Raw genomic sequence first — 13377 nt, forward strand, 5'->3', positions numbered from 1 at the left:
AAGTTAAGGAGATAACTATGAAGAAACTTTCAAAATTATGTTTAGCTTTTACGTTACTCATTGCTACATACTTCACAGGAAGTGAGTATGCAAATGTATTAGCTAAAGAAACAGAATGGATTTCTCAAATCAACATTACACATGATGATGAATCTGAGCTGTTTAAAAAAGATGAAATGGTAGGTGTGGACCTCTCATGGGATCTGACAAATGATGAAGATGCATTGTCAGAAAAGAGACTATACTTTCCAGAGGAGTTACAACTTGTTGATGCGCTGCAAGCAGCACTAACAAACACAGATGGAGTTGAAGTGGGAACTGCAGTTGTGGATGTAACAAATCAAAAGATTGTATTTAACATTAAGCAAAGTGCAGTAGATGAAAATGCAGTACTTAAGGGAAATTTGCGTGTAAATGCAAAAGTAAATACGGATAAAGATGCAAACTTAGTGTTTAAAGACCACAACGATACAACATACACGAAGACATTGGCTTTACAACAAGCAATTACACCATATTTCAAGGGTACGCCTGGAACGGATGTAACAAACGATTTTATAATCAAGGAACTTATTTTGGAAATGGCTACGTATGATGGTGCAGAAAAACATGAAGTGTATCATGAGGTTAATGGAAGTAAAACAGGTTCTAGTAAAGTTGAATGGGCAACTTTTGGTAATCCTGCAATTTATTATCAAATGGATTGGGGTATAAAAGATCCGAATGCAAAGGGTTATGAAGCTGGGGATTACATTAAATTTGAACTAATAACATTGAATGCATCAGAAGCGTTAGTAGATAGTTTGAATTTTGGAGAGAAAGACTTAATTGATGCAAATCTAAATAAAAAACTTGCAGTTGGAACTGTTGAAAAAGTGGACAATAACGATGGCACATATACTTTATTTTATGTAATCACATTTGAACCAGATACAGAGGTTGACTTACCTACAATGACCGATATACAAGGTAATATGAAAGGTGATGCAAGATTTAGTGGTGGTAAAAAGGGAGATAAAGTTGTTATTGATCGCAAAGGAGAAACTTTTGCGGAGATTGATTGGGTTGATAAGCCTGATAGTAAAAACCCTGGGGTAATTCAAGATGGTCCAAGACCTTCATCGAAAGTGTTTAATAGCTATCAAGATAGTTCAAAAACTATTCAATGGAACATAGTGATAAGTGATTATGCTTCTCATCAATTCGATATCAATACACCATACGATTATGAACCTTTAATTTTTGAAGAATATGTGGATTATCATCAAACGTTCAATGCCTTCCCTGCGGAGACATGGCGAGTTAATGGTGTTTCTGTTCGGTTAACAGCACCAATTTATTTACGTGATAGTGATTCGAACAGAACGTTTGAAGCGTTTAGTATGAATTATAAGGTTTTGATAGGTGGGTCAGATAGTCAAAACGGAGGAATGCAGTATATTGCTCCGGCTGGTAATACAGATGCAGATATGCAAGCAGTTGAGGCAACAGTACGCGCAACTAATAAATCTTGGACAGTAGTTACAGAACCTGATGGGTATGGTCATCAAAGAGAGCGTATGATTGTGAATTTTGGTTCTCCAGGTAAAGGTGATAACTCATATTTGAAAGTAAGTGATTTTACATCTTTAGCGGATTTAAAAACGCAAATTTTGACTATTAAAGCAGATGCACAATTATTGATTGACGAAAATCCAACTGCAACAGATGATACACCGATTCAAGATAAATCATCAGCAAAAATTAAGTTTACATTAAAAGAATGGAAACAATTGGTTAAAGCTTGTGATGAGGCTCTTGAATACTATAAAGTGGATCGTCCTGCGCTTAACTTTAAGGCAACAGCTACAACTCGTGTAAAAGTAACACAAGCTGAAACTGGAGCAATTGATAAAGTAAGTAACGGATACAAAATAAGTGGTGGATGGACAGAAAACAGTCAAAATGCAGAAGCCTTAAACAGTTGGGGTGGAACTATTACTGCTAAACCAGTAAACGGTGACGTGGTTATTTACAAAGCGGATTCCTTATATGGAAACAGTACGTCAAAAGATGATGATTCTGCGATTCATGGTGGTTTAGGAAATGCTAAATTCAAAGTTTATAAAAAGACGGATTTGACTACGCCATTAACATTCAAATATGCAGATGGAAAATATGAATATGCTCCTGGTGGAACAGATACAGAAATTTCAAGTCCAGATGGTAGTGGGCGATTCATTATCACGAAACTTGCTGAAGATGATTATGTATTAGTGGAAGTCGCATCACCAGATGGATTCTACCAAACACAAAATCAGTCAATTGAGTTTAAAATATCAAGTACAGCTATTACTTACAAGTTATTGAATAACGTTCCTCGATCTGTGGAATTAAAGAAAGTTGATGAAAAAACAAAAGATGCATTAGCAGGTGCTGTGTTTGAATTGTATAAGTATGATTCAGATATCAACAATGCAACAAAGGTTACTGGATTTACAAAAACACAAATTGCAGGTGAAGATTGGTATTTCCACGACAGTACAGGAACAGACGCATTAGAAGTTATTGGATCTGGAGCAGATAAAGGGAAACTACGTGTTTCACGTTTAGATGCAGGAAACTACTATTTCAAAGAGGTTGTAGCTCCTAGTACATATGCAGTTTCTAATGAGAAATATACATTCACATTAGATGAGAATTACTCTAATGGAGTAACGACTGTAGATATTGGAGATATTGAGAATAAACTTTATACTGCAACTGGTGATATTACATTTGCAGGAACCAAGACATTGACTGGAAGAAACTTTAAAGCAGGAGATACATATAGCTTTAAATTATATGGTGTTGTTGGTGGATTTGAAACACTATTAGACACAAAAACAATTACTCCAACAAGTGGGTCAAGTGAAACGTTTACATTTAAAAAGCTAAACTATACACTAGAAGATGCTGGAAAAACGTATACATATAAGATTAAAGAAGAAGTTGGAAGCATTTCAGGTGTAACATATGCAACAAATGAATATACAGCAAGTTATGAAATTACTGACAATGGTGATGGTACGCTGAGTGTTACAAAAACTTCAGGAACAGATTTAACTACTGCAGCTGATGTAACATTTACAAATACATATGCAGCAACTGGAAGTATTGCATTTGGTGGAACAAAAACACTAACAGGAAGAAATTTCACTGCTGGTGATACGTTCACATTTGAACTATATAAAGTTACAGGTTCAGGAGACCAAATACTCGATACACAAGCGATCAACCCAACAAGTGGATCAAGTGAAACGTTTACATTTAATACGTTAAACTACACATTAGCTGATAAAGGTCAAACGTATACATATAAGATTGTTGAAAAGGCAGAAAGCATTGCAGGAATTACATATGATACAACAGTGTACACAGCAGACTATACAATTACGGATAACGGTAATGGTACATTGAGTGTTACGAAAGCATCAGGTACAGATTTAACATCTGCAAGTGATGTAACGTTCACAAATACATATGCTGCAACAGGAAGTATTGCCTTTGCAGGAACAAAAACACTAACAGGTAGAGATTTTGCATCTAGTGATACATTCACATTTGAACTATATGAAGTTACTGGTTCAGGAGATCAAATAATTGATACACAAACAATCAACCCAACAAGTGGATCAAGTGAAACGTTTACATTTAAAACGTTAAACTACACATTAGCTGACAAAGGACAAACATATACATATAAAATTGTCGAAAAACCAGGGACTGTGGCTGGAGTAACATATGATACAACCGAATATACTGCATCATACACGATTACAGATAACGGTAATGGTACATTAAGTGTTACGAAAGCATCAGGAACAGATTTAACATCTGCAGCAGCAGTAGGATTTGAAAACACATATGGTGCTGTTGGTAATATTAAGTTCGCCGGAACAAAAACACTGACAGGTAGAGATTTTGCGTCTGGCGATACATTCACATTTGAACTATACAGAGTTGATGGTTCGGGAACTCAATTACTCGATACAAAAACAATCACTCCTACAAGTGGATCAAGTGAAGCGTTCACGTTCAAGACGATAAATTACGCGTTAGCAGATAAAGGTAAAACATATACATACAAGATTAAAGAAACAATCGGAAACATAGCTGGAGTGACATATGATACAACAGAGTACACAGCAACATATGACATTACTGACAATGGAAATGGTACATTAAGTGCAACAAAAAAATCAGGAACCGATTTAACATCTGCAAGTGACGTAACATTCGCAAATACATATGCAGCAAGTGGAAATATTACATTTGCGGGATCTAAAACATTAACGGGAAGAGACTTTAAAGCAGGAGATATATATAGTTTTGAATTAATTGGTGTTGTTGGTGGATCAGAAATTCAATTAGATAAACAAACAATTTTACCTACAACAGGCTCAAGTGAAACATTTACATTCAAGACATTGAATTACACTCTTGCAGATAAAGGGAACACATATACATACAAGATTAAAGAAACAATCGAAAACATAGCTGGAGTAACATATGATACAACAGAGTACACTGCAAACTACACAATTACTGACAATGGTGATGGTACACTAAGTGTTACAAAAACTACAGGAACTGATTTAACTTCTTCAACAGCTGTAACATTTACAAATACATATGCAGCAACTGGAAGCATTGCCTTTGGTGGAACAAAAACACTGACAGGAAGAAACTTCACTGCTGGTGATGCATTTACATTTGAACTATATAAAGTTACTGGTTCAGGAGATCAATTACTTGATACACAAACAATCAACCCAACAAGTGGAACAAGTGAAACGTTTACATTTAAAACGTTAGACTACACATTAGCTGACAAAGGACAAACATATACTTACAAAATTGTTGAAACAAGCGGAAGTGTAGCGGGAGTGACGTACGATACAACAGTGTACACAGCAAACTATACAATCACCGATAACGGTAATGGTACATTGAGTGTTACGAAAGCGTCAGGAACAGATTTAACATCAACTAGTGATGTGACATTCACAAATACGTATGCAGCAACTGGAAGTATTGCCTTTGCAGGAACAAAAACACTAACAGGAAGAAACTTTGCATCTAGTGATACATTCTCATTTGAACTATACAAAGTTACTGGTTCAGGAGATCAATTACTCGATACGCAAACAATTAACCCTACAAGTGGAACAAGTGAAACGTTCACATTTAAAACGTTAGATTACACATTAGCTGACAAAGGGCAAACATATACATATAAGATTGTTGAAAAAGCAGGAACTGTAGCTGGTGTTACATATGATACAACAGTGTATACAGCAGACTATACGATTGCAGATAATGGAGATGGTACATTAAGTGTTACAAAAGCATCAGGTACAGATTTAACATCTGCAGCAGCAGTAGAATTTGAAAATACATATGGTGCAGCTGGTAACATTAAGTTTGCCGGAACGAAAACACTAACAGGAAGAAATTTCACTGCTGGTGATACGTTCACATTTGAACTATACAAAGTTGATGGTTCAGGAGATCAATTGCTCGATACAAAAACAATCAACCCAACAAGTGGAACAAGTGAAGCATTTACATTCAAGACGTTAAATTACGCGTTAGCAGATAAAGGGAAAACATATACATATAAGATTGTTGAGAAAGCGGAGACGTTAGCTGGAGTAACATATGATACAACAGTGTACACAGCAACATATGACATTACGGATAATGGAAATGGTACATTAAGCGCAACTAAAAAATCCGGAACTGATTTAACTTCAGCAAGTGATGTGACATTCACAAATACGTATGCAGCAACTGGAAGTATTGCCTTTGCAGGGACGAAAACACTGACAGGAAGAAACTTTACTGCTAGTGATTCATTCACATTTGAACTATATAAAGTTACTGGTTCAGGAGATCAATTAATTGATACACAAACAATTACTCCAACAAGTGGATCAAGTAAAACGTTCACATTCAAAACGTTAAACTACACATTAGCTGACAAAGGACAAACATATACATATAAAATTGTCGAAAAAGCAGGAAATATTGCAGGAATCACATATGATACAACAGCATACACTGCAAATTACACAGTTGCAGATAATGGTGATGGTACATTAAGTGTTACGAAAGCATCAGGAACAGATTTAACATCTGCAGCAGCTGTCGAATTTGAAAACACATATGCAGCAGTTGGAAGCATTACATTTGCGGGATCAAAAACACTAACAGGAAGAAACTTCACTGCTGGTGATACATTCTCATTTGAACTATACAAAGTTGATGGTTCAGGTGATACGTTATTAGAAACAAAAGTGATTGCTCCTACAAGTGGTTCGAATGAAGCATTTACATTTAACTCATTGAGTTACTCTTTAGCGGATAAGGGTAATACATACACATACAAAATTGTCGAGAAAGCAGAAAGTATTGCTGGAATTACATATGATACAACTGCATATACAGCAAGTTATGAAATTGAAGATGGTGGAGACGGTACAGTAGTAGCTACTAGAAAATCTGGAACGGATTTAACTTCATCAACAGCTGTAGCATTTGAAAATACATATGCAGCAAGTGCTTCAATTGCATTCAGCGGAACAAAAGCATTATCTGGAAGAGACTTTAAAGCAGGAGATACATTCACATTTGAATTGTATGCAAAAGTTGGAGGATTGGATGTATTAATTGATACGAAAACAATTACACCAACAAGTGGATCAAATGAAACGTTCACATTTAAAACGTTGAATTACACACTATCTGATAAAGATCAATTACGTACGTATAAAATAAAGGAAAAAGTAGAAAATATTGCCGGAATTACATACGATACAACAGAGTATACAGCGACATATGAAGTCACAGACAATGGTGATGGAACATTGCTTTTAACTAGAAAATCGGGAACAGATTTAACAGCAACTAGTGATGTGACATTTACAAATACATATGCTGCTAATGGAAGTGTTGCCTTTGCAGGAACAAAAACACTAACAGGAAGAAACTTTACTGCAACAGATGTATTCTCATTTGATCTATACAAAGTTGAAGGTGGTGTAGAAACTTTAGTGGATACACAAACTATCAACCCAACAAATGGATCAAGCGAAACATTCACATTTAAAACAATGAATTACACACTTGCAGATAAAGGTAAAACGTATACATACAAGATTGTTGAGAAAGCAGGAAGTATTGATGGAATTACATACGATACAACTACATACACTGCTACTTACGAAATTGTTGATAACGGTGATGGAACATTAGCTGTTCAAAGAAAAACTGGAACAGATTTAACACATGCACCATCAGTTAGCTTTGTTAACGCATACAAAGCAATTATCACGAAAGGCGATGTTGTCCTACATAAAATCGATTCTGCTTCTAAGAATGCTTTAGAAGGAGCTGAATTCAGTTTATATAAAGCAGATGGAACGCTTGTAACTGAAAAACTTATGAGTGATGCAAACGGAGTTATCTCGGCTGCTAATTTAGATGAAGGAAACTATTATTTCCAAGAAACGAAAGCTCCTAAAGGATACCAATTAAATAAAGAAAAGATAAACTTTGAAATCAAAGCAAATCAAACAACTGCCGTATCCTTAATGTTTGAGAATGAAAAGACACCTGATAAACCAGTGGTATTCCGTCCGAGTACTTCACCAAACACAGGTGATCCAAACAATACACCATACTATCTATTTATGTTATTACTAAGTGGTGTAGTAATTTCTGGAACATCATTTAAATTCGCAAGAGCAAAAAAGAGAAAATAGAAAAACACTGAAAAAGGCGTGAAAATACTCGCGCCTTTTGGTGGTGTCATAATGTATTTACATAGTACAGCGTAAAATGACAAGATTAATGTAAAACAGCCCATGAGCGATAATGCGTTCATGTGCTGTTTACATGCAATAAGATTAGACATTGCTTTGATCAAAAGTAATTTTGACTGCCATTTGACTGCCAAAACATGATAAAACGTGATAAAACGTGATAAAACGTGATAAAACGAGTGATTGTTGAAGAATAAAAAAATAGTGTCCAATCAATATTGATCAGACACTTTCTTTCCAAATGGTGGTCCCGGTCGGAATCGAACCAACGACACAAGGATTTTCAGTCCTTTGCTCTACCGACTGAGCTACGGGACCATTTGGTTGCGGGGACAGGATTTGAACCTGCGACCTCCGGGTTATGAGCCCGACGAGCTACCGAACTGCTCTACCCCGCGATGAATAAAATAAATCATAAAACTTAAATAATAATGGCGGAGGAACTGGGATTCGAACCCAGGCGCCAGTTTCCCGACCTACCGGTTTTCAAGACCGGACCCTTCAGCCACTTGGGTATTCCTCCAGATGTCTTAAGTTTTATATATTGGTGGACCCTACAGGACTCGAACCTGTGACCCACCGGTTATGAGCCGGATGCTCTAACCAACTGAGCTAAGGGTCCAGCATATAACTACAAATAATAAATGGTGGCTGAAGTGAGACTCGAACTCACGACCTTCCGGGTATGAACCGGATGCTCTAGCCAACTAAGCTACCCAGCCATTTATAATGGTCGGGAAGACAGGATTCGAACCTGCGACCCCCTGGTCCCAAACCAGGTGCACTACCAAGCTGTGCTACTTCCCGATATCGAATGGCGCGCCCGGCAGAAATCGAATCCACAACCTTCTGATCCGTAGTCAGACGCTCTATCCAGTTGAGCTACGGGCGCATTTTTTATCGCTTGCTTTCGCAATGCTTACTAATAATACCAAATATCATATTGCATTTCAAGTACTTTTCGATAATTTTCTGCGGGTTTTTTTATTTGCCTTTTTTCAATGGTTAGATTACACTACAATTAAGGAGAATATACCCATGAAATATATCTTTATCATAAACCCAGAAGCCGGAAAAGAAAAGAGTAAAGTCAAATTGGATAATGAAATTCGTAGTGTCTTTAAGGATACAGACTTCATTGTTGAATATACAAAATATCCAGGACATGCTACAGAAATTGCAATGATGCATGCATCAACAAAAGAAGAAATGATCATCTTTGCTTGTGGTGGAGATGGGACGATAAATGAAGTAGTAAATGGGATGTATAAATATAAGAATGCAAAGTTAGCCCTAATACCAATTGGTACTGGAAATGACTTTATCAAATTCTTCAAGAAGATCTCAAAAGATGATTTCTTAAATTTAGAGGGATATAAAGATGGTCAAGATTTGCCATGTGATCTAATCTATTCCAATAACCGGGTGTGCTTGAATATTGCATCGGTTGGATTTGATGCACGCGTTGTGCAAAAGGTTGCGCGTTTTAAACGCTTACCTTTTGTGAATGGTGGATTTGCATATATCTTAAGTGTATTTAATAGTTTCTTAGCATCGATGAAGTTTCATCAAGCATTAAAAATTGATGATACATATATTGACTGTAAGAACTATATTTTTATTGTTGCGGCAAATGGAAGTTACTATGGTGGAGGATTTCACCCAACACCTGATGCTAAAATTAATGATGGTTTTATTGATGTGATTACTATTGATGCATTAAGTCGCCTACGTGTAATGACATTAATTAAAAAATATAAAGCAGGTGAACATCGAAGTTTTGATTTTGTGAAAGAATTTCGATGCAAGAAATTGCAAATTCTGGGGAAGAAAGAAGTTGTATTGAATATGGATGGTGAGACAATTAAAGTCAAAGATCCTATAATTGAAATCTTGGAAAAGCAAATTACGTTATACTTACCAAAAAAGAATGAAACTGCTGCATAAGAAACATGCAGCTTTTTTGTGTAAAGATGATTTGATATTTTAGCTATCTATGTGTAAAATATGTATAGAGTGTCTAATAATAGAATCGTATTATAGATACGTATTAGTGTTTAAGAAAGAGGGAAACAATGAGAAAAGTAAAATTATTATTTGTGAGCATGTTAGTCATGTTCTCTGTGATCATGACAGGATGTTCAGGTTCGTCAGGACCAAGCGCAGAAGAGATTATGGAAACAGGTGCCAAGAAAGCAAAAGACATTGAATCAGGACATTTAGATATGGAAATGAATATTGATGTCGCAATTAATGTTGATGGTTCAAAAATGGCAGTCAAAATGGGAATGGACATGGATATGGACTATTTCGAAAAAGACAACAAAGCACATGGAACTACAGATGTAACAATTAAAGCATTAGGGATGAATGAAAAAACATCTATGGAAATGTACATGTTTGAAGAAGATGGTTCAATGTACACAGCTTCTAAAGAAGAAGATAGTGACGATTGGACAGTTGAAGAAACAGAAATAAATGGAGCTGACACACTTGGTCCAGATGCTACAGATTTAAGTAAATTAAAGTTAGAAAAAGATGGAACTGGTGAAGTTGATGGTAAAAAAACCTACAAATTAAAAGGTGAAATTGATGAAGAAATGTTCAGCGAACTTTCAAGTTCAATGGGAAGCGACAATGCAGCTAGCGGAATGTTAGGTGAAGGTTTTAAAGTTCCTGTAGAAGTTGAGTACTACCAAGATGGTGGGGAGCTTGCACGTATTTACATGGACTTAGGAAAACCAATGTTAGATGCGATGAAAGAACAAATGGGAAGCATGATTGATGAAGATGAAGCAGATGATGCAATCGAAATCAACGAAGCATACTTTGATATCAAAATTACAAAAATCAATGATGTGAAAGATTTTGAAGTTCCTGTAGATGAGTTTTCAATGAGTGGTACAGCTAGTGAAGATGCAATCGTGAAAATTGATGAACTTGCTGTTTCTGATTTAAAAGTTATTGAAGAAAATGGAAAAACATTCATTGCAGCGAAAGTGAAAAACGACTCAAAATACGCTGTAGGTGATATTGAAATTGAATACGAATACGACGCTGATTATGCAGATATTTCTTACGAAGGATCAATTGGTGCTGGTGAAGAAGTAGAAATTAAAGTTGAATCAGATAGCGATGAACTTGCTGGGCAAGATACAAGTACTTGGACAATCTATGGTGCATACTATACAGTAGTTGATGGTGATGATGAGGTATACGTTTATTACGACGGATACTCAGAAACATACGAAAGTTACTAAAACATATAAAAGCGAAATCGATCATGTTGTTGATCAATTTCGCTTTTTTTCTATTTACGAATGGTGCCGTTACCTTTAACGATATATTTGTAGCTTGTTAGTGCTTCTAAGCCCATAGGACCACGAGCGTGAATCTTTTGTGTTGAAATACCAATCTCAGCACCAAAACCAAATTCTTCTCCATCAGAGAAGCGACTTGATGCATTAGCATAAACAACTGCACTATCAACTTGATTTAAGAAAGCTTCCATGTTGTCACTGTTTTCCGTAACAATCACATCTGAATGGTGTGTACTATAGTGGTTGATGTGTCGGATTGCTTCATTGACATCATCCACAACTTTAATACTGATTTCATAATCAAGATATTCTTTTCCATAGTCTTCTTCATTTGCAGCTAGAACACTATCATCAAAGCCTTGAATGATTTCATCTCCATGAATAATTACATGGTGTCGTTTCAACATCTTGATTAGATTGTGTGCAAATGGATTTACAATATCTTTATGTAGTAAAACACTCTCACAAGCATTACATACACTCACACGTTGTGTTTTTGCATTTTCAATAATAGCTAGTGCTTTTGTTGCATCAAATTCTTTGTCTACATACACGTGACAGTTTCCTGTTCCTGTTTCGATGATAGGGACTGTCGCATTTGCGATGGTACTTTGAATAAGATTTGCTCCTCCACGAGGAATCAGTAAATCTAAATATTCATTAAGTTTCATAAATGCAGTAGCACTTTCTCTAGATGTATCTTCAAGTAATTCGATGAAGTGCTCATTATATCCAGCGTTTGTGATTCCTTCTTTCATTGCTTTTACAAGTGCTATGTTTGAATAGATAGTATCTTTACTTCCACGTAAGAAACAAACATTTCCACTTTTTAAACAAAGTGATGCACTATCTACACTTACATTTGGTCGTGCTTCATAAATCATTCCGATGACACCAATTGGCACACTTTTCTTACTGATGAATAGTTCTTCACGTGGCCATGTTTCGATAATTTTATTACTTGGGTCTTCTAGTGAAATTACTTGGTTTACACCATTTACAATTGCACTCAGTCTTGCTTCATCCAATGTTAAACGATCAATGAATGATTCAGGACGTCCATTTGCTTTTGCATTTTCAACATCTTTGGCATTTGCGGCAAGAATATCATCAACGTGTTTCATTAATGATGTTGCAATTGCAGCAAGAATTTCATTTTTTGTGTCAGTTGAAAGATTCATTAACTCCCAACTTGCTTCTTTACATAGTTTTCCTTTAGTTTGTAGTTCATTCATAAGAACTTCTCCTTTTGAACAATGTACCGACTTGTTTTCCTTCGACGGCATCATAAATTACACGCAAGTCTTTGCTGTTGCAAATAATCATATCGCAGTTTGCTTCAGTAGCAATTTTAGCAGCTTGAAGTTTGGTGATCATTCCACCTGTTCCAACTTTCGTTGAAGTATCTTCAGCCATTGCCTCAATATCGCATGTGATTTCATCTACAACTGGGATTAGTTTTGCATCAGCGTGCATATTTGGGTTTTTATCATATAAGCCATCAATGTCACTTAATACAAGAAGTAAGTCTGCTTGGATTAATTCTGCAGTAATGGCACCAAGCGTATCATTATCCCCATATACAAGTTCTTCGGTTGCAACACTATCATTTTCATTGATGATAGGAACGACGTTATAACTTAGTAATTGATTTAATGTGCGAATGGCATTTTGACGAAGCATGTCTACTTCAAGCACACGCTTTGTCATTAACATTTGCGCAACTACTTTGCCAAATTGTGAAAAGAATTTATCATAGATATACATCAATTCACATTGACCAATAGATGCAAGTGCTTGTTTCTCGGGGACAGAGTCGGGTTTTTCATTCATATTCATTCGTCCCATTCCAGCAGCAACTGCTCCACTAGAGACAAGAATGGTTTGCATTCCCATGTTACTTAGATCACTGATGACCTTTGTAAGTTCTTCAACCTTCTTTAGGTTTAGTAGTCCGCTCTTGTGCGTAATCGTACTCGAGCCGACTTTAATTACAATTCGTTTCATTTCTGTCCACCTCAACTTTTCATAATTATAACGTATTCACACTTTGATAACAATTTAAAATCATGTATAATTAATAGAGCATAGCTCTATTCGTGGGCATTTCCCCGTTGCTTGCGGCGTAGTGTCTTGTGTAATACAATGTTTGTATTACACAAGGGGTGATTACATGAGCAACACAAAGATTATTCGCAACTCTCATAATG

General features: G+C 36.0%; 5 protein-coding genes and 7 tRNA genes. 3 read left to right on the forward strand and 9 right to left on the reverse strand.

Translation table 11 applies throughout. From position 1 onward, the window contains the following. Window positions 1-17 precede the first annotated feature (17 nt). Entirely contained in the window at window positions 18-7787 is a 7770-nt protein-coding gene (locus M2098_RS09515) for an FctA domain-containing protein (RefSeq protein ID WP_280683914.1), read from the forward strand. Between the two features lie 302 nt (window positions 7788-8089). Here the strand turns inward: M2098_RS09515 and M2098_RS09520 are convergent. From M2098_RS09520 to M2098_RS09550, 7 genes are all read right to left on the reverse strand, one after another. Further along, window positions 8090-8165 (reverse strand) — tRNA-Phe (locus tag M2098_RS09520). A gap of 3 nt (window positions 8166-8168) precedes the next feature. Further along, window positions 8169-8245, reverse strand: a tRNA-Met gene (locus M2098_RS09525). Window positions 8246-8279: 34 nt separating this feature from the next. After that, window positions 8280-8370, reverse strand: a tRNA-Ser gene (locus M2098_RS09530). A 22-nt stretch (window positions 8371-8392) separates the two neighbouring features. After that, window positions 8393-8469 (reverse strand) — tRNA-Ile (locus M2098_RS09535). A 23-nt stretch (window positions 8470-8492) separates the two neighbouring features. After that, window positions 8493-8569: transfer RNA gene (locus M2098_RS09540), tRNA-Met, on the reverse strand. Between the two features lie 8 nt (window positions 8570-8577). Then, window positions 8578-8654 (reverse strand) — tRNA-Pro (locus tag M2098_RS09545). A gap of 8 nt (window positions 8655-8662) precedes the next feature. Continuing rightward, window positions 8663-8739: transfer RNA gene (locus M2098_RS09550), tRNA-Arg, on the reverse strand. Between the two features lie 146 nt (window positions 8740-8885). On the opposite strand from M2098_RS09550, the gene M2098_RS09555 reads away from it, so the two are divergent. Both M2098_RS09555 and M2098_RS09560 read left to right on the forward strand, forming a co-directional pair. After that, a complete protein-coding gene (locus tag M2098_RS09555) occupies window positions 8886-9794 on the forward strand; it encodes a diacylglycerol kinase family protein (protein WP_280683912.1) in 909 nt (302 codons plus the stop codon). A gap of 128 nt (window positions 9795-9922) precedes the next feature. Beyond that, a complete protein-coding gene (locus tag M2098_RS09560; RefSeq protein ID WP_280683910.1) occupies window positions 9923-11107 on the forward strand; it encodes a hypothetical protein in 1185 nt (394 codons plus the stop codon). A 50-nt stretch (window positions 11108-11157) separates the two neighbouring features. Here M2098_RS09560 and M2098_RS09565 read toward each other — a convergent pair whose 3' ends face one another. Both M2098_RS09565 and proB read right to left on the reverse strand, forming a co-directional pair. Further along, window positions 11158-12402, reverse strand: a complete 1245-nt coding sequence (locus M2098_RS09565; protein ID WP_280683908.1) for a glutamate-5-semialdehyde dehydrogenase — start codon at window positions 12400-12402, stop codon at window positions 11158-11160. Further along, window positions 12395-13174: a glutamate 5-kinase gene (gene proB, locus M2098_RS09570; protein ID WP_134171046.1), complete on the reverse strand. Its 780-nt coding sequence runs from the start codon at window positions 13172-13174 to the stop codon at window positions 12395-12397. Before proB ends, M2098_RS09565 begins: the two co-directional genes overlap by 8 nt. Window positions 13175-13377: the final 203 nt, after the last annotated feature.

The sequence above is a fragment of the Breznakia sp. PFB1-19 genome, assembly GCF_029893935.1.
Lineage (GTDB): Bacteria > Bacillota_I > Bacilli_A > Erysipelotrichales > Erysipelotrichaceae > Breznakia > Breznakia blatticola.

Coding starts and splice junctions, on each gene's coding strand:
- M2098_RS09565 (WP_280683908.1), bottom strand. CDS start 12,402: ATGAATGAACTACAAACTAAAGGAAAACTATGTAAAGAAGCAAGTTGG.
- proB (WP_134171046.1), bottom strand. CDS start 13,174: ATGAAACGAATTGTAATTAAAGTCGGCTCGAGTACGATTACGCACAAG.
- M2098_RS09560 (WP_280683910.1), top strand. CDS start 9,923: ATGAGAAAAGTAAAATTATTATTTGTGAGCATGTTAGTCATGTTCTCT.
- M2098_RS09555 (WP_280683912.1), top strand. CDS start 8,886: ATGAAATATATCTTTATCATAAACCCAGAAGCCGGAAAAGAAAAGAGT.
- M2098_RS09515 (WP_280683914.1), top strand. CDS start 18: ATGAAGAAACTTTCAAAATTATGTTTAGCTTTTACGTTACTCATTGCT.